Below are 16,951 nucleotides of genomic sequence, written 5' to 3' on the forward strand. Positions count from 1 at the left end.
TAGCCAGTTTTTAGCCAGTTTTTAGTGTGTTTCCTGAAGCGCTGGGAGGGGGGCGGCAGCGAAATAGCGACGACGGAAATTTTCCTCGGCGATCGCTGCTGTGAAGGTCTCTAAGGCCACCGCCGTATGGGGGGAAGACTTCACTTCAGGTGGCCACTCACACCAAAACTCTTCTCCGCTCTGCATAACTTGAACCCCTAGTGTCTTCAGCACATTGAGGGCATAGTTCAAGGTGGCCATTTCAATGCCAAGGTGTTCCCGCAACTCCTCGCGTTGTAAAGATGTTCCCTGTTGACTGGCTTGTTGGCATAACGTCAAAAATGCCTGCCAGACTTTTAGGGCGTCCTGCTCTGGAGGGAGAGAGTAGGCCAGAATTAAAGGTTGCTGTTCCCTTTTCGCTCGCTGAATCCACTGGCGCCAGCTTTCCCGTGATGTCGGGCAAGTTTCGACGCGCAGACCCTTGCCGCTTGCCTCGTGGGGGCGATCGCGATAATCCATGAGGGACTGAAAAGAGGCCGATTGGATGACATTCGTTGCACTGGGTCGCAGCTCTTTAATGACGGCTGATAGGGACTTTTGCCACTGCTCTAGCTCAATCACCAGATCACAGCGTTCTTTGGGACAATCCGCCACTTGATGATCCCACCACTTGGCAGGAAAGGAGGACTTCCCTTGGGGATCGCGGAGCAGCATTGAAACGTATTTTCTGATGTTCTGATTCCCCCTGTTATGGTTATCTTTGAGGTCAGTAAGTTCCACATTTCGCACCAGCAAGCGGGGGAGAGGATGGTGAGTAGAATCAAAGGGAGCCAGCACTTCTAGTTCCTTGAGCAATCGCTCATTGAGTTGATCCAAGCTCACTTCCAAGTCAATCCTCAAGGGTTTTGGTGTCGCGATCGCCGTGCCCTCTTTTTGTGCCAAGAATTGGTTGAGGGCGGCTTCCAAAAGGGGAATATGCGCCACCTTCAGCCGAAAGCCTGCTGCATAGGGATGCCCGCCAAATCCCTCAAATAAGTGCCGTTGGCTGTGGAGTGCCTCATAGAGATCCACAAAGCCATCAGACCGCGCTGAACCTGCGGCCATGCCCGTTTCTGGATTGGTCTGAAGCAAAATTGCCGGGCGGCCATAGGTTTTCACGATCTCATTTGCCACCAGCCCCAAAAGACTCAAGGGCCAACTGTCATCGGTGAGGAGAATCACCCGTGATGCTGAGAGGTCCAACTGAGCCACCTTGGCATGGGCCATCTGAGCAATCTCTTTTTGGCGTCGCTGCCGTTCTGCATTCACTTTTTCAATGTGCTGTGCCAACTGCCGCGCTTGGCGCCAATCTTGGGTAGTCAACAGCGTAATCAAAGGCCGCACATCTCCCTTTACACGACTGACAGCATTGAGGCGGGGTGCGACGGTAAAACTAATCTGCCGTTGCCGAGCCGTGTCTTTGGACGCGCCCTGCAAAAGGACAGCAATCCCCGGGCGGAGGGTCTGACGCTTGCCGAGTTGTTCCAAGCCGCGCTGGGCAAGGTAGCGGCACTCATCCCTCAATTCAACCAAGTCGGCAATCAGGCCAATGGCCACCAAATCAAGGAGGTTTTCGAGGGCATACCCCTGGGTTTTCTCTGGCCACGTTGCATAAACGGCTTCCAAAAATTTGTAGGCGACGCCGACCCCGGATAAATGGCGCAGCGGATGCTCCAAAGGCAACTGCCGCGGATTGATCAGCGCCACAGCCCCCAAGGAAGCGGGTTCAAGGGTGTGGTGATCGGTAACAATCACCTCCATCCCCAACTGACGGGCAAAGGCAATTTCAGCACCATTGGTACAGCCCGTATCACAGGTAATGATCAGGGAGACCCCCTTTTTTTGAAGCTCCTCAAGGCCATGGCGCGAGAGACCATGGGAGTCGTGCTGGCGATTGGGAATATAAAAGTCCACCAATTGCGCCCCCAAAAGGGGTTTTAGCCCTTCCCAGAGAACGGCGGTGGCCGTGACCCCATCGGTGTCAAAGTCTCCCCAAATGGCAACGTTTTCTTGATTGTTTAGAGCTTTCTGCAAACGGGCTAGGGCAGCTTGCATTTCTGGAAACTCAAAGGGAGAGGCAGGTTGGTAGTGTCGCCAATTTAAAAAAGCGGGCACTTGCCGATGAAGATCGCGATAGCCCCGCTGCCAAAGCAACTGGGCAGTGATTGCCCCCGCATCGGGGTGGAGGCTCTTGACTTGCTCGATAAACTCTAAGGGGGCAGGGTGAGCAGAACAGGATTGCCAAGGACGCTGCATGGAAGTTCAGTTTCTAGGGAAAGGCAGCAAAGATATTCTTTGACTATTCCTTTAATCATAGCGATCGCCCCCTGCGGCCAGAGAGACTTCCAAAAATTGCTGCCGATCTCTAGCACTGAAAATTGGGGAAGGCTACAATCAGGACAGCCATTGGGGATATGAGAAACGTGAATCATACGTTTTTAGTTGATGGGGGGCGGTGGCTGCTCAAGGGAATGTGGTTAGAGGCAAATCAGGAGCCGATTCCGGTGACGGGGAGGATTCTCGTCTCCTACGGCCAAGATGACTGGTTTTCAATGGCCGCCAAGATCACCTTTCCCGATCAAGTTAAGCCAGAATTAGTGTTGCAGTCGCGGGGGAAGTTGGAACTGGATGAGCAGGTGTTTACCTATGTGCTCCAACACAGCCTCTTGGGTCGACTGGAGGGAGAGGGATGGATTACGCCCCATGCGATCGTGCAGCAGTTTATTTTGCTGGGGGATGCCAACCGCTGTACAGGCTTCGAGCACTACTGGCAACTGGATGCCAATCATTACACACTGCTGAGTGGGATTCACAACAGCCATAAGCTCAAACATTTGCTCGAGGCAACGCTTGAACGGGTTTAGCGGCCTGCACGGATGCGCTGGCAATGGCGGGTGTACGAGGAACTCCTTCGAGAACCCTTGGCAACGGCGCAGGGGGTCTGGCGATCGCGCTCAGGAATTTATCTACGCCTTGAAGATGAACAAGGTCAAGTGGGCTACGGTGAAATTGCCCCCCTTCCCGCCTGGGGCAGCGAAACCCTCAGTGCCGCTATTGCCCTGTGTCAGCAACTGCCCACCCACCTCACCCCAGAGATCATTGCCGCAATTCCTGAGGACTTACCCGCCGCCCAGTTTGGTTTTGCCACGGCATGGCAAAGTGTGAGCCAACTTCCCTATCGGCTACGCCCTTGGCCAATCTGCGCCCTTTTAGGCAGTGGTCGAGCCGCCCTTGAGCAGTGGCAGCAGCCTTGGCAGCAGGGGCAAACCACCTTCAAGTGGAAAGTCGGTGTCCTGTCCCCAGAGGAGGAGCAAGGAATCCTCACGACCTTACTGGCAGCCCTGCCTCAGGGGGCTAAATTACGCCTTGATGCCAATGGGGGTTGGGATTTGGCCACTGCAGAGCGGTGGTTTGCTTGGCTCGATCGCCATGGGAACGGCAAAATTGAGTATGTGGAGCAACCGCTACCCCCTGACCAATGGCAAGCCCTATTGAGGCTGTCTCAGACGGTGACAACCGCGATCGCCCTCGATGAGAGCGTAGTGAGTGCAACAGAATTGCAGCGTTGGTTAGAGCGCGGCTGGCCGGGACGCTTTGTGATTAAGCCAGCGCTGTTTGGCTCTCCAGAACGCTTGAGTGTCCTGTTGCGTCAAGGTTTAGAACCGCAACGGCTGGTCTTTTCCTCTGCCCTCGAAGGGGCGATCGCCCGCACGGCAATTTTTCAGTGCTTTGAAACGTGGCAACCCTGTCGTGCCCTTGGCTTTGGCGTCGAACGCTGGCGATCGGCACCCCTGCTCACCTCTTTGGCTGACTATGACGCAGAATGGCATCGCCTTGACAATTATGGTAAAAGTTACTATAAATAAAACATCCTTCACCTCTCAAAGCCATGACAGGTTTCACCTTGGCCGCCAGTGATTACAGTTTGCTGACGGATCTCTACCAACTGACAATGGTAGCCACCTACGCAGGTGAGGATTTGGCTTGGACGCCCGCCAGCTTTGAACTCAGTGTGCGGCGACTGCCCCGGGGATGCACCTATTTGGTGGCCATGGGGTTGGCTCAGGTACTGGAATACCTACAACAGGTGCAATTCACCCCGCAGCAAATTGATTACTTGAAAAGTCTAGCGGTTTTTGAGCGGGCACCTGCAGCATTTTGGGACTTGTTGAGCCACAGTGAGTTTCGTGGGGATGTCTGGGCGGTTCCGGAAGGGACAGTGGTGTTTGCCCAAGAACCCCTGCTGCGGATTGAAGCCCCCCTCTGGCAAGCCCAGTGGCTAGAAACTTGTCTGCTCAATATCGTGAACTACCAAACCCTTGTGGCTACCCGCGCTTCACGGCTGCGACAGTTGGTGGGAGAAGAGGTAGATCTGCTGGAATTCGGCACACGGCGTGCTTTTAGTCCCCAAGCGTCCCTATGGGCGGCACGCTCAGCCCTCGCCGCCGGATTTACAGCCACCTCGAATGTCTTAGCAGCACAGCAGTTGGGGGTTTCCCCCACAGGCACGATGGCGCATTCTCTGGTGATGGCGATCGCCACCCTTGCTGGTACAGAACAGGATGCCTTTACGGTTTTCCTGCGCTACTATCCCGAAGGCGCACTGTTGGTCGATACCTACGACACCCTCGCTGCCGTTGCCACCCTTGCCGATCGCCAAGCGGCCGGGGAAATTGTTGTCAAGGCTGTTCGCATTGATTCAGGGGATCTCCTTAGCCTCTCCCAGAAAATTCGTCAACTGCTGCCCCAAGCGAAAATCATTGCCAGTGGGGATCTCGATGAAGGGGAAATTCGCCGCCTGCGAGCAGCGGGTGCCTGTATTGATGCCTATGGCATTGGCACGAAGCTGGTAACGGGAGATCCCGTCAACGGGGTCTATAAGCTAGTCGAGATCAATGGTCAGGGGGTGATGAAGGTCTCCAGTGGCAAAATGACCCTACCCGGACGCAAACAAATTTATCGCCGTCCCAGTGGGGATTGCCTTGCCCTTGCCAGCGAGGAAAATGTTTGGGGCAGACCGCTCCTCGAACCCGTCATGAAGGCAGGGCGCCCCCTCTCTCCCCCGGAGTCCTTGGCGACAATTCGCGATCGCCACCGTGCCAGTTTGGCAGAATTGCCAGAGACGCTCCTCGATGTCACCCAGCCAGTGGTCTATTCCCCTGCCTTGGAAGCCCTGATTCAACAGTTGCGACAGCATCCATGACGATCGCCCTTTTTGGTACCAGTGCTGATCCACCCACCGCCGCCCACGGGGATATTCTCCAGTGGTTGAGCGATCGCTATGACCGCGTCCTAGTGTGGGCAGCCGATAATCCCTTCAAAGGGCAGCAAACCCCCCTGCCCTATCGCCAAGCCATGCTCAATCTCTTGGTGCGCAGCCTCAACCGTGCTAATGTCGAGCATCACCCCGAACTCAGCCACCCCTACACCATCCATTCCGTGGAGCAGGTAAAGCAGCAGTGGCCAAATGAACCCCTTACCCTAGTGGTGGGCAGTGATGTTCTGCCTAAACTGCCGCAGTGGTATCAGGCGGAGAAACTGCTTGCACAGGTGCAACTCTTGGTCTTGCAGCGTCCCGGTGTTGTCATTGACCCCAAGGACTGGCAAGCCGTGCAGCCACTATGTCCCCAAGTGGAACTGGCTGACTATCGGGGGCCGGCGGTCTCCTCGACGACCTATCGGCAACAGCGGGATGAACAACAACTCCTGCCGGCGATCGCCCAGTACATTCAGCAGCAAGGACTCTACTCCCAGCCATGAGCGCCTCCCCTTTACCCCTTGCGGAATTTGTTGTTGGCGTGGACAACGTTATTTTCTCCGTAGATACGGATCAAAATCGCCTTCTTGTGCTCTTGGTGCAGCGACAACAGGTGCCCTTTGCGGGTTATTGGAGCCTCCCCGGTACCCTCGTGCGGCAGGGGGAATCCCTTGAAGCCGCTGCCTATCGCACCCTCGCGGAAAAAATTCGCGTCCGTAACCTCTATCTGGAGCAACTGTACACCTTTGGCGGACCGGCGCGAGATCCCCGCGAGGGCACCTATGGTAAGCGCTATCTTTCTGTGAGTTACTTTGCGTTGGTGCGCTTTGCTGATGCGGAACTGATTGCGGTGGGCGAATCTCCAGTGCAGTGGTTTGCCCTAAGTGCCTGTCCAGAACTGGCCTTTGACCATAGCAAAATCCTGGCCTATGGTCACCGCCGCCTCTGCAATAAGCTGGAGTATAGCCCTGTGGCCTTTGATGTGTTGCCTGAGTATTTCACCCTCAATGATCTTTACCAGTTTTACAGCACCGTTTTGGGAGCCAACTTCTCCGACTACTCCAATTTCCGCTCACGGCTTTTGAAACTCGGCATTTTGCAGGATACGCACCAAAAAGTGATCCGCGGCGCGGGCCGACCGGCAACCCTCTACCGTTTCGATCGCGAGGCCTTTGCGCCGCTGAAGGATAAACCCCTAGTTTTTGTCTAAACTTTTTGAGGAGTTCCTATGGCCGTGCATCTGTGGATTGCGCAGCTCAACCCCACCGTCGGCAGTCTCAAAGCCAATGCCCAAGCAATTCTCACCGCAGTCCAAGAGATCCGCAGCCAGCACCCTCTGGATCTGCTGATCACCTCTGAACTCGCCCTCTGTGGCTACCCCCCCAAGGATCTGCTCCTCAACCGCTACTTTGTTGAAGCGATTCAAGCAGAACTGCACCGCCTTGCCGCTGCCTTACCGGCTGATGTGGCGGTTTTAGTGGGCACAGTGCTAGCCAATCCCGCCGCTGGCGTCAAGGGCGAAAAGCCCCTCTACAATGGCGCAGCCCTGCTGAAGGGGGGACAGGTGCAGCAGGCCTTTGCGAAGCAGTTATTGCCCACCTATGATGTCTTTGATGAATCTCGCTATTTTGCCCCCGGCGGTACGGAGAATCTCTTTACGCTGACGACGGCCAGCGATCAACTCAAAATTGGCGTCACCATCTGTGAAGACCTCTGGAACAATGAGCAGTTTTGGGGAGAGCGGTACTACCAGCGCAATCCCGTTGCTGAATTGGTGGCCCAGGGAGCAGATCTGATTGTGAATCTTTCGGCATCGCCCTACTGTGTTGGCAAACCGAAGTTACGGCAGGCGTTGATTGAACATACGGCTCGCCAATATGGCTGTCCCTTAATCTACGCCAATCAGGTGGGAGGCAATGATGATTTGATTTTTGATGGCAGCAGCTTAGCGGTGAATCGTCAGGGTGAGATCGTTAGCCAAGCCAAGGGGTTTCGTGAGGACTACCTAGCCGTGCGCTGGGAAAAGGGAGACCTCGAACCAACGGCGATCGCCCCTGCAGCCACGGGCGAACCTGAGGAAATTTGGCAAGCCTTGGTTTTAGGGGTGCGCGACTATGTCCGCAAATGTGGCTTTCAACAAGTGGTCATTGGCCTCAGTGGGGGGATTGATTCCGCCTTGGTGGCAGCGATCGCGACGGCAGCCTTGGGCAACCAACAGGTGCTGGGGGTGTTGATGCCCTCTCCCTACAGTTCCGATCACTCGATAACCGATGCGAAGGAATTGGCCGCAAATCTGGGCATTGCCACGCAGATCTTACCGATTGCGCCCCTGATGCAGACCTACAGTGAGGTGCTGGCGCCTCTATTTGCTGGTACCCCCAGTGGAGTTGCCGAGGAAAATATCCAAGCCCGTATTCGCGGTACGCTGCTGATGGCGATCGCCAACAAGTTTGGCCACTTGCTTATTTCCACGGGTAATAAATCTGAACTAGCGGTGGGCTACTGCACCCTCTACGGCGATATGAATGGTGGCCTTGCAGCCATTGCCGATGTGCCCAAAACCCGTGTCTATGAACTCTGCCATTGGCTGAATCAGCAGGCCGCCCAAGGGCATCCGATTCCCGATCTGGCGATCGCTGGTGCCGTTGTCATTCCCCCCCCCATTCTCACCAAAGCCCCCAGTGCCGAACTCAAACCCGGCCAAACGGATCAGGATAGCCTACCGCCCTACGACATTCTCGATGGCATTTTGGTACGAATGATCGATCGCCACCAGTCAGATCAGGAAATTGCCGCTGCCGGATATGATCTAGACTTAGTGCAGCGGGTGCGCCGCATGGTTCAACGGGCAGAATTCAAACGTCAGCAGGCGGCACCGGGGTTGAAAGTGACCGATCGCGCCTTTGGTTCAGGTTGGCGGATGCCGATTGCCGCCCAGTGGTAAGCTACAGCAGTCCCATGGCTTGCAGTTCTTGGCTGAGGCGTTGCGCTTCTTGGGGATTTTGAGCCTGCAGTAAATGAATGGCTTGCCGCAGTTTGTCAAGGGCCGGTCTGAGTTGTCCTAAACGCAGCAGCAGGGCTCCCTGATTTTGATAGGCTAAGGCACAGGTGGGATCCACGGCTTGCAGGCGATCGTAGGTGGCAAGGGCATCGCCCCAGCGTTTCAATTGCTTTTGAGCCTCCGCCAGCCGCAGATAGGTTGCCAGATGCATCACCTCAGGGGTGGGGGTTCTGAGGGCGGTTTCATAGGCTTGGATTGCTGCCGGCCACTCACCGCGTTCGGCGTAGAGATTGCCCCGTTGATAGTGGAGTTCGTAGGCAACGGCGGGGGGGACGCTTTTGACCTTTAGCCCCTGCTCCAGACAGTGCTGAGCCTGCTGCCAAGCTCCTTTAGCCAGATACACCCCTGCCAATTTACTCCACAGGTAGGCATCCTCAGGGTGCTGCTCAAGGTGGCGGCGCATGATCCGCTCCGCCCGTTCCTGCTTTTGTTGTCGCTGGGAACCAAGGTAGCCACTGTGCACAAGGGCCACACGGTTAACTTGACCAATTTGCCAATGGGGTTCCCGCTGCTGCAGGGCAAGAACGCTGTCATCAATCGTTTCGTGGTACGGACGCTGAAAAAAGAGGTCGGGATGGTGACGAAAGAGGCGCGACACATAAGTATAGGGGGGCACAACGCCCAATTCCTGCCGCAGCAATATCACCACCAGCCAATTCGGTTGTCGGCAGATCTCAGGCAGTACGGCGGCAAATGACGGTGTCAGCGTTTCATCCGCATCGAGAACCAGTACCCACTCGGTAGTGACATATTGCAGGGCAATGTTGCGAGCGGCAGCAAAATCCTCTTGCCAAGGAACTTCATAGACCCGTGCTCCCCACTGGCGGGCGATCGCCACCGTTTCATCCTGTGACCCCGTATCCACAATCACCGCCTCATTCACCACACCAACCACACTGGCAAGGCATTGGGGTAAGCGTGCCGCCTCATCCCGTACAATCATACAGAGGGTAATGGCCATAGCAACTAGGCAAAGTCACCAATCAGCTTCACTTCCGGCTGCAACCACACGGACCAGCGATCCGCAACAGCAGCTTGTACATGGCGAATCAAGCGATAGACATCCATCGCTGTTGCGCCGCCACAGTTGAGGATAAAGTTGGCGTGTTTTTCAGAAACTTGGGCGCGGCCAATCTGGTAGCCCTTCAAGCCCGTTTGCTCAATTAACCAACCCGCTGTTCGCTCTTGGGGATTGCGGAAGACACTGCCACAGCTGGGGAAATCGTAGGGCTGCGTCCGCAGGCGATCGCTCAGGTGTTTTTGGGTGTCTGCTTTGACCTGGGCTGGATCATGTCCCGGTTCCAGCTGCCATGTGGCCTGCAACACCAATCGCTGGCTGTTCTGAAGACAAGAGGTACGGTAGCCATAGCCCAACTCCCGTGCCGCCACCACCGCCAACGTGCCATCGGGTTCTAAAATCACTGCTGACACCAACCGCTCCGCTGTACAGCCGCCGTGGGCACCCGCATTCATCACCACTGCCCCGCCTACGGTACCGGGAATGCCAACAATCCACTCCAGACCGCGCCAGCCCAGTTTTGCGGCATAGTGAGCCAACTTGGGCAAGGGATACCCCGCACCCACCGTCAGTTGTCCAGTTTCTAGATCACTTTTGAGATAGCGCAGATGCTTGGTGGCGATCACAAGACCCGCCACACCGCGATCGCTCACCAGCAGATTAGAGCCTGCCCCCAAAACCGTAATTGGCAGTTCCTGTTCCTGCGCCCAAATGTAGGCTGCCTGCAATTCAGCGACCGTACGCGGTTCCACAAACCATTCAGCACAGCCACCCACATTCAGGGTCGTAAACTCGGCAAGGGAGATGTGGCGTTGCAGAGGGCACTGGGTTTGGGGCAAGCAGGGCAAGGTCATAGGGCGATCGCCTCAGTGAGGGAAGAGACACTTAATTGTTCTTGATCCGCCATTACAGACGGAATCAGTTGATTGAGGTTGCCAGCCCCAAGAAAGATCACCAGATCCCCAGGTTGCAGCAGATGCGCCAAGCGAGTTTGTACCGCTTCAAGGGTGGCGCAATAATCCACTGCAGCATGATACTGACGGGCACAGGCGGCCACATCGGCACCACTAATTGTGCCGGGATTGGGTTCACCCGCACTATAGATATCCGTCAAGATCACGTGATCCGCTGCGGTGAAGCACTGGCCAAAGGCCTCGAGAAAGGTTTGGGTGCGGCTATAGCGATGGGGTTGAAAGACTGCCACGATCCGTTGCCAAGGGGCGTGCGTACCCACCTGCAGGCGGGCTGCTTTTAGGGTAGCTATAATTTCGCTGGGATGGTGGGCATAGTCATCAATAAAGCGAATCCCATTCACCTGTCCCCGTTCTTCAAAGCGGCGGCGGGCACCGCGAAACTCCAATAAAGCAGCAGCAATGGTGGCAAAGTCAATGCCAAGATAACGTCCCACTGCAATCACCGCCAGAGCATTTTGGAGATTGTGGGCACCTAAGACACTCAGTTGTAGAATGCCAAGGGACGTGCCCCGCTCCCAAACCCGTGCCGTGGTGCCCTCAGAGGTGTATTGAATATGATCCACACAGTAGTCCACCGTCGCTTGTCGCTGAAGGCTATAGGTCAACAGGCGCGGATGATGCAGGCGATCGTGGATATTCGGACAATCGGCACAGCCAATCACAATGTCTGCCTGATCAGCAAACTGCTGAAACGTGGCCACCACCTCTTCCAAGGAATTGTAGTGATCGGGGTGGTCAAGCTCGATATTCGTAATGACGCCAATATGGGGATGGAATTTGCGCAGGGAGCCATCGGACTCATCCGCTTCAGCAACAAGGTAAGGACCTTGACCCACGCGGGCGTTGCCCTGCCACGCCGCCACTTCACCCCCGACGATAATCGTTGGATCCAGCCCGGCTTGCAACAGCAAATAGGCAATCATGCTGCTGGTGGTTGTCTTACCGTGGGTACCGGCAACGGCAATACTTTGGTGACGGTGCATTAGGGCAGCCAGCAGATCGGAACGATGAAAAATTGGACAGCCCAATCGTTGAGCCGCTTGATATTCAGGGTTATCGCTGCCAATGGCAGTGGAGGAGATGACTTGAGGCAGCGGGGCAAAGGGATACCTTTCAAGGTTGGCCGCACTCTGACCAATAAAGATCTGCACACCTAACTCAGCCAGTTGCTCGGTCAAGCGGTTGGGACGCAAATCGGATCCAGACACCCTAAAGCCCTGCTTGGCGAGAATGTAGGCAAGGGCTGACATACCAATACCACCAATGCCAATGAAGTGGAATGGACGCTCACTAAACTCCATCACTGGCTGATTTGCCACAAACAACTCCTTTGCTCCACCAAAAAGAAATACGTTAATCAATAATTAATATCAATAGATTAGTATCAATAGGCATAAATCCTTAGGCTCATCATAGCAGGTCACCCTCAATCCTCATGGGCTAATACTGGCAGATCCAAGGCAAATATGTCACTCTGAGCCAAAAATTTTTTGCAAACAGTTTATTCAGCCCGTGGCACCCTCTTCCTTGGGGATCAGCAGTTCGACAAAGAATAAACTCTAGCAGAGACAAATTCAGTGCGGTGTAAGGTAGAAGGTTGATACCGCCTTGTCGGTGTGCCGTTATCTTTCTGAGGACTGGGAATGCTGACGAACTTGCTGGCTTGGAGTATGGCGATCGCCAGTTTAGGCTTGTATCTGTTGGGGTTCTTCCTGCCGGAACTGTACCGTAGGTTTGATCTGGTGGCCAGTGGCGCGGGATTATTCTTTGCCCTGACTCTGTGGATCTATGGCGATCGCATTGGCGGTGGATTGCTCCTAGGAACAGCAGCCGCAGTGGCCTTAATTCTCTGGTTGGGTTGGCAGACCCTCAGCTATCGCTGGCAACTCACCTACCCGGGCGATCGCACCGACACCCAAAAAGCTCAAGCCCTCTGGCAAAAAGTCCAGTCTCTGCTGCCCGAAGGTACCTTTGCAAAAATCGGTGAGCAACTGCAAGGCTTCATCAGTAGCTTGCGCGATCGCCTCCAGAAACAGCCGGATCGCCCCCAGCTTCCTGTGGATACCCCACCACCGCCGATGGATACTGGCGACATTAAAGAAGATCTGTGGACAGGGGAAACCAGCACCCCCAGTACCGTTGCCGAACAACCCACCCCAGCCACTGAGGAAGCAGCCACCGTCCCAGAAGAATCTGCTGAACCAGTGCCAGTCGCAGAAACAACAGCCAGCCCCACCGCAGACACTCCCACAGACGCACCGGCTGATCTGCCGTCCGAAGGGGTTGCCGAAATGACTCCCCCAGAAACGCCTAGTGTTGAAACGCTGCAGCCGTCCACTGCCAGTACCCCAGAGGAGTCAGAACCAGCAACGGTTACTGCTTCAGAAGAACCAGCCCCTCCTGAGACAACAGTTGACGCTCTAGAACCCACAGTGACCGCCGAAGCACCAGAAGAGCACGCATCTCCTGAAACGGCAATTGAGACTCCAGAATCCACGGTGACTCCTGAGGCAGTGGCAGAACCAGCCCCTCCTGAAACGGCAGCAGTGACGCCCCCTGAGACAGTCGTTGATGCCCCAGAACCCACGGCCACTCCTGAGCCAGTGGCAGAACCAGCCCCTCCTGAAACAGTGGTTGAGACTCCAGAACCGACGGCGACCTCTGAAGGAGTGGTTGAACCGCCTCTAGCCTCTGAATCTGCTCCCGATGCTGAACCGACAGAAACGCTGCCTCCAGTGCCAGAATCGCGCACCGCTGCCGCCGATCTCCTAGGGGATATTCCGGAAAGTAGTGATATTGAGGATGAGGCAACGTCAGAGGGGACAACCATCGAAAATCCAGAACATACTCCCCCTGAAGATGATGACTGGCCGCCCCCTGAAGCCCGTCTATGACCTCTCACGCCATCGGGTACAGGGCAGGACTTATCGCTCCGCGAATCCCGCAAAAGTTAATAAAGTCATGAATCCCTGACTTTTGCTGCTTTTATTTTCTCTGAAGCGAACCTTAATAGAACCTTAATTTTCCCCTAACTTTCCCCAAAAATTCCCCAATTTTCCCAAGGTTTTCCACAGATTGGGGCAAAGTTTTCCACAGGCCTTGACGGTGTGATCGGATTTCAAGAGATTTCTGGGGATAACTGCTGCTGGAGCCTTGGGGAAAACGCAGGGAGCGTCAAAAGTCTGGAAACGCTGATTCTGTCGTGGATTGCGATCGCCAAGATGGGTGAAAACAAGGATTGACAGACCCTAGGACAACCCAGACAATGGAGTTCCACGGATAGAGATTCACTTGCTCTGAAACCTTGTGAATGTAGGGCTAAATCCCGCTCTGAGTCAGGGGTCTGGGGATTTGGTCAGAACTTTTATGGGAGTTTTCCACAGGTTTACCCAGGGCGAGCTGATGGCGCCTGCAATTTTGTCTTGGTTTTATTGAGGTAACTCACGGTATGAACGCTCAAGCCACGATTAGTATTCTTGCCGAGATTCCAGAGGAGCTACACGAGACCCTAAAATACTACCTCGAGCGGCATCCCGATTGGGATCAGGATCGCGTCTTTGTGGCCGCACTGTCCCTCTTTTTGCTGCAAAATGGAGAATGCGATCGCCGCACGGCACGGGTCTATCTCGACTCGTTGTTCAAGCGATCCTAAACACGTTGGAGGGTAGCAAAACGGGTGAGTGAGGTAGATGTCGCAATTGTGGGTGGTGGCCTCAGTGGCCTGAGTCTGGCTTGGCGGTTGCAGCAAAGCGCCCCCCAGTACAGTGTGGTTCTCCTAGAGGCCAGCGATCGCCTTGGGGGAAATATTACGACACAAGCAGCGGAGGGCTTTGTCTGGGAACTGGGTCCCAATAGCTTTGCACCGACCCCTGCCCTGTTACAACTCATTGCTGAGCTGGGCTTGCAGTCGGAACTCATTCGGGGCGATCGCCACCTACCGCGCTACATCTACTGGCGGGGACACCTCTACCCCCTAGAACCCACCCGTCCCCTTGCCTTAGCCACCTCAAATCTCCTCAGTCCTTGGGGAAAAGTGCGGGCAGCCCTTGGTGCCTTGGGGTTTGTCCCCCCCTATCTGGGCAGTGGCGATGAATCAGTTCATTCATTTTTCCGTCGCCATTTGGGGCAAGAGGTGGCTGAACGGCTGGTGGCGCCCTTTGTCTCTGGGGTTTATGCGGGTGATCCACAACAACTGAGTGCCGCTGCTGCTTTTCGTCGTATTGTCCAACTGGAAAAACTCGGGGGTGGCCTCATTGCCGGTGCCCTGCGCCTACGGCGTCAACAAGCCCCTAAACCGAAGCCGCCTACGGGTGTGCAGATGCGACCGGGGGAACTTGGCTCCTTTAAGGAAGGCTTGGCTGTGCTACCTCGGGCGATCGCCCAACAATTGAAGGCACCGATTCACCTGCAAACCCCGGTTCAGGAAATTACCCCAGAATCCAAGGGTGGCTACCTGCTGCGCAGTGGTGAGCAAACGTGGCACGCCCGCAGTGTGGTCTTGGCAACGCCCGCCTATCAAACTGCAGAGTTGGTAGCGCCTTTTCAGCCAGCGATCGCCCGTGTTTTGGCTACCATCCCCTATCCCACCGTGGCCTGTGTGGTCTTGGCCTACCCCGCTGGACTCGGGCGCAGTGTCCGCCCCGGCTTTGGGGTACTCATTCCTCGCGGTCAGGGCATCCGCACCCTTGGCACTATTTGGTCGTCCTGTCTCTTTCCCCAACGCACTCCCGCCGGTTGGCAAGTCTTTACGAGTTTTATTGGCGGTGCCACGGATCCTGATTTGGCAAGCCTCAGCGAAGAAACCATTGTCCAGCAGGTGCAGCAGGATTTGAGCCGCCTCCTTGATTTACCCGCAGCCAAGGCACGCTTACTCGGTATGAAAGTTTGGCGACGGGCGATTCCCCAATATATTGTCGGCTACCCTGAGCAGTGGCAGCAGGTGACCCATGCCCTCAGTCAAACCCCCGGCCTGTTCCTGTGTAGTAACTATGCTGAGGGTGTCGCCTTGGGCGATCGTGTTGAACATGGCAATCGAACCGCTGCTGCTGTTGCTGCCTACCTTTCAGGAGGCCAGCCCTAGGGATGTCGCTGTCGGACTATATGAATGCGGCTCTTGAGCGGGCTATCTATCACTTCAATGCAGAGGATGGCCTGATTTACGGTGAAATTCCAGACCTTGAGGGGGTCAAGGCCCATGGCAAGACAGTGCTTGAATGCCGCGAGCATCTCTCCGAACTCTTAGAGGATTGGATCTACTTCCATGTCTCGCGGGGCATTCCCGTACCCGTGATTAACGGCATTGAAGTTCCCGTACGGGAGATTTTTTGAACCTCACCCTCTTTGGGTACGGCTGATCTATAGAAAAGGACTGTATTCTCAATAGGCCAGCGATCGCTCCCCTGTAACATAAACGAGCAAACATAGCCTAAGATTATCGGTAAGGTTAACGAAGCGATACATCCGCTCTACTAAGGAGGACATAACCCTATGGCACTCGTACCCATGCGCTTGCTGCTCGATCACGCAGCCGAAAATGGTTACGGCATTCCCGCCTTCAACGTCAACAACATGGAGCAAATCCAAGCCATCATGCAGGCGGCCCATGAAACCGACAGTCCCGTGATTTTGCAAGCATCGCGGGGTGCCCGTAAATATGCTGGGGAAAACTTCCTGCGTCACCTGATTTTGGCTGCGGTGGAAACCTACCCCCACATCCCCATTGTGATGCACCAAGACCATGGTAACGAGCCTGCCACCTGCTACTCCGCCATTCGCAACGGCTTTACCAGTGTGATGATGGATGGCTCCCTTGAAGCGGATGCCAAAACTCCCGCCAGCTATGAGTACAACGTGGCCGTCACCAGCGAAGTGGTAAAAGTCGCGCACTCCATTGGTGTTTCCGTGGAAGGGGAACTCGGCTGCCTTGGTTCCTTGGAAACCGGTAAAGGGGAAGCCGAAGATGGTCATGGGTTTGAAGGTGCCCTCGATCACTCAATGCTGCTCACTGACCCCGATCAAGCTGTGGACTTCGTGGAGCGTACCCAAGTGGATGCCCTTGCAGTGGCCATTGGTACCAGCCACGGTGCCTATAAATTTAGCCGCAAACCCACGGGTGAAATCCTCGCCATCAGCCGCGTGGAAGAAATCCACCGTCGTTTGCCCAACACCCACTTGGTGATGCACGGTTCTAGCTCAGTGCCCCAAGAATTAATTGACATCATCAACCAGTACGGTGGCACAATTCCTGAAACCTACGGCGTGCCTGTGGAAGAGATCCAAAAAGGCATCAAAAGCGGTGTCCGCAAAGTGAACATTGACACCGACAACCGCTTGGCCATTACCGCTGCGGTGCGTGAAGCTCTCGCCTTGGCACCCAAGGAATTTGACCCCCGTCACTTCCTCAAGCCCTCCATTAAATACATGCAAAAAGTGTGTGCTGAACGCTATCAGCAATTTGGTACCGCCGGCAATGCCAGCAAAATTAAGCAACTCAGCCTTGATGACTATGCTGCCAAATATGCCAAAGGTGAACTGAAACAAGTGACTCAGAAAACCGTGGTGGTCTAGGCACTCTGCGATCGCTGAGCAACGATAAGTAACGTGATAGAGGGTGGCTACGGTCA

At 55.1% G+C, this 16,951-nt stretch carries 15 protein-coding genes; 11 read left to right on the plus strand and 4 right to left on the minus strand.

Features of this window, described 5'->3' with window-relative positions:
* Nucleotides 1–21 precede the first annotated feature (21 nt).
* Nucleotides 22–2,274 (minus strand): single-stranded-DNA-specific exonuclease RecJ, encoded by a 2,253-nt coding sequence (gene recJ / locus RHJ80_RS03385; protein ID WP_310801460.1) that lies wholly within the window; start codon nucleotides 2,272–2,274, stop codon nucleotides 22–24.
* A 158-nt stretch (nucleotides 2,275–2,432) separates the two neighbouring features.
* Between recJ and RHJ80_RS03390 the strand changes: the two genes are divergently transcribed.
* Genes RHJ80_RS03390 through RHJ80_RS03415 form a run of 6 tightly spaced genes read left to right on the plus strand, consistent with a single transcriptional unit; the run spans nucleotide 2,433 to nucleotide 8,219 of the window.
* Complete coding sequence (locus tag RHJ80_RS03390) at nucleotides 2,433–2,882, plus strand: hypothetical protein (RefSeq protein ID WP_310801461.1); 450 nt, start codon at nucleotides 2,433–2,435, stop codon at nucleotides 2,880–2,882.
* Between the two features lie 12 nt (nucleotides 2,883–2,894).
* Nucleotides 2,895–3,884 carry an o-succinylbenzoate synthase gene (locus RHJ80_RS03395; protein ID WP_310801462.1) on the plus strand — a complete coding sequence of 330 codons (990 nt, stop codon included), beginning with the start codon at nucleotides 2,895–2,897 and terminating at the stop codon, nucleotides 3,882–3,884.
* A gap of 23 nt (nucleotides 3,885–3,907) precedes the next feature.
* Nucleotides 3,908–5,221 (plus strand): nicotinate phosphoribosyltransferase, encoded by a 1,314-nt coding sequence (locus RHJ80_RS03400; protein WP_206201069.1) that lies wholly within the window; start codon nucleotides 3,908–3,910, stop codon nucleotides 5,219–5,221.
* On the plus strand, nucleotides 5,218–5,778 hold the full coding sequence (locus RHJ80_RS03405; RefSeq protein WP_206201070.1) for a nicotinate-nucleotide adenylyltransferase: 561 nt from the start codon (nucleotides 5,218–5,220) through the stop codon (nucleotides 5,776–5,778). The genes RHJ80_RS03400 and RHJ80_RS03405 overlap by 4 nt, the downstream gene beginning before the upstream one ends.
* Nucleotides 5,775–6,485 carry an NrtR DNA-binding winged helix domain-containing protein gene (locus RHJ80_RS03410; protein ID WP_310801463.1) on the plus strand — a complete coding sequence of 237 codons (711 nt, stop codon included), beginning with the start codon at nucleotides 5,775–5,777 and terminating at the stop codon, nucleotides 6,483–6,485. The genes RHJ80_RS03405 and RHJ80_RS03410 overlap by 4 nt, the downstream gene beginning before the upstream one ends.
* An 18-nt stretch (nucleotides 6,486–6,503) precedes the next feature.
* Entirely contained in the window at nucleotides 6,504–8,219 is a 1,716-nt protein-coding gene (locus RHJ80_RS03415; RefSeq protein ID WP_302678843.1) for an NAD+ synthase, read from the plus strand.
* Nucleotide 8,220: 1 nt separating this feature from the next.
* On the opposite strand, the gene RHJ80_RS03420 is transcribed toward RHJ80_RS03415, so the two are convergent.
* The 3 genes from RHJ80_RS03420 to murC are packed head-to-tail and all read right to left on the minus strand — an operon-like array spanning nucleotide 8,221 to nucleotide 11,629.
* Complete coding sequence (locus RHJ80_RS03420) at nucleotides 8,221–9,297, minus strand: glycosyltransferase (RefSeq protein ID WP_310744094.1); 1,077 nt, start codon at nucleotides 9,295–9,297, stop codon at nucleotides 8,221–8,223.
* A 5-nt stretch (nucleotides 9,298–9,302) separates the two neighbouring features.
* On the minus strand, nucleotides 9,303–10,208 hold the full coding sequence (gene murB / locus RHJ80_RS03425; protein WP_310801464.1) for a UDP-N-acetylmuramate dehydrogenase: 906 nt from the start codon (nucleotides 10,206–10,208) through the stop codon (nucleotides 9,303–9,305).
* On the minus strand, nucleotides 10,205–11,629 hold the full coding sequence (murC, locus tag RHJ80_RS03430; RefSeq protein WP_190278349.1) for a UDP-N-acetylmuramate--L-alanine ligase: 1,425 nt from the start codon (nucleotides 11,627–11,629) through the stop codon (nucleotides 10,205–10,207). The genes murB and murC overlap by 4 nt, the downstream gene beginning before the upstream one ends.
* Nucleotides 11,630–11,971: 342 nt before the next feature.
* Here murC and RHJ80_RS03435 point away from each other — a divergent pair, with 342 nt between their 5' ends.
* The 5 genes from RHJ80_RS03435 (at nucleotide 11,972) to fba (ending at nucleotide 16,895) form a co-directional block, all read left to right on the plus strand.
* Nucleotides 11,972–13,222 carry a Ycf66 family protein gene (locus RHJ80_RS03435; protein ID WP_310801465.1) on the plus strand — a complete coding sequence of 417 codons (1,251 nt, stop codon included), beginning with the start codon at nucleotides 11,972–11,974 and terminating at the stop codon, nucleotides 13,220–13,222.
* Nucleotides 13,223–13,776: 554 nt separating this feature from the next.
* A complete protein-coding gene (locus RHJ80_RS03440; protein WP_011056228.1) occupies nucleotides 13,777–13,980 on the plus strand; it encodes a DUF2811 domain-containing protein in 204 nt (67 codons plus the stop codon).
* Between the two features lie 24 nt (nucleotides 13,981–14,004).
* The gene (hemG, locus tag RHJ80_RS03445; protein ID WP_310801466.1) at nucleotides 14,005–15,408 is read left to right on the plus strand and encodes a protoporphyrinogen oxidase; all 1,404 of its coding nucleotides are present in this window, start codon (nucleotides 14,005–14,007) and stop codon (nucleotides 15,406–15,408) included.
* A gap of 2 nt (nucleotides 15,409–15,410) precedes the next feature.
* The gene (locus RHJ80_RS03450; protein ID WP_149820869.1) at nucleotides 15,411–15,656 is read left to right on the plus strand and encodes a type II toxin-antitoxin system HicB family antitoxin; all 246 of its coding nucleotides are present in this window, start codon (nucleotides 15,411–15,413) and stop codon (nucleotides 15,654–15,656) included.
* A 159-nt stretch (nucleotides 15,657–15,815) separates the two neighbouring features.
* Entirely contained in the window at nucleotides 15,816–16,895 is a 1,080-nt protein-coding gene (gene fba, locus RHJ80_RS03455; protein ID WP_181495590.1) for a class II fructose-bisphosphate aldolase, read from the plus strand.
* Nucleotides 16,896–16,951: the final 56 nt, after the last annotated feature.

Origin of the sequence: Thermosynechococcus sp. QS41, from assembly GCF_031583515.1 — a bacterium.
Lineage (GTDB): Bacteria > Cyanobacteriota > Cyanobacteriia > Thermosynechococcales > Thermosynechococcaceae > Thermosynechococcus.

Coding starts and splice junctions, on each gene's coding strand:
- RHJ80_RS03395 (WP_310801462.1), top strand. CDS start 2,895: ATGCGCTGGCAATGGCGGGTGTACGAGGAACTCCTTCGAGAACCCTTG.
- fba (WP_181495590.1), top strand. CDS start 15,816: ATGGCACTCGTACCCATGCGCTTGCTGCTCGATCACGCAGCCGAAAAT.
- RHJ80_RS03415 (WP_302678843.1), top strand. CDS start 6,504: ATGGCCGTGCATCTGTGGATTGCGCAGCTCAACCCCACCGTCGGCAGT.
- RHJ80_RS03410 (WP_310801463.1), top strand. CDS start 5,775: ATGAGCGCCTCCCCTTTACCCCTTGCGGAATTTGTTGTTGGCGTGGAC.
- RHJ80_RS03435 (WP_310801465.1), top strand. CDS start 11,972: ATGCTGACGAACTTGCTGGCTTGGAGTATGGCGATCGCCAGTTTAGGC.
- RHJ80_RS03400 (WP_206201069.1), top strand. CDS start 3,908: ATGACAGGTTTCACCTTGGCCGCCAGTGATTACAGTTTGCTGACGGAT.
- murC (WP_190278349.1), bottom strand. CDS start 11,629: ATGGAGTTTAGTGAGCGTCCATTCCACTTCATTGGCATTGGTGGTATT.
- recJ (WP_310801460.1), bottom strand. CDS start 2,274: ATGCAGCGTCCTTGGCAATCCTGTTCTGCTCACCCTGCCCCCTTAGAG.
- murB (WP_310801464.1), bottom strand. CDS start 10,208: ATGACCTTGCCCTGCTTGCCCCAAACCCAGTGCCCTCTGCAACGCCAC.
- RHJ80_RS03440 (WP_011056228.1), top strand. CDS start 13,777: ATGAACGCTCAAGCCACGATTAGTATTCTTGCCGAGATTCCAGAGGAG.
- RHJ80_RS03420 (WP_310744094.1), bottom strand. CDS start 9,297: ATGGCCATTACCCTCTGTATGATTGTACGGGATGAGGCGGCACGCTTA.
- RHJ80_RS03405 (WP_206201070.1), top strand. CDS start 5,218: ATGACGATCGCCCTTTTTGGTACCAGTGCTGATCCACCCACCGCCGCC.
- RHJ80_RS03450 (WP_149820869.1), top strand. CDS start 15,411: ATGTCGCTGTCGGACTATATGAATGCGGCTCTTGAGCGGGCTATCTAT.
- RHJ80_RS03390 (WP_310801461.1), top strand. CDS start 2,433: ATGAGAAACGTGAATCATACGTTTTTAGTTGATGGGGGGCGGTGGCTG.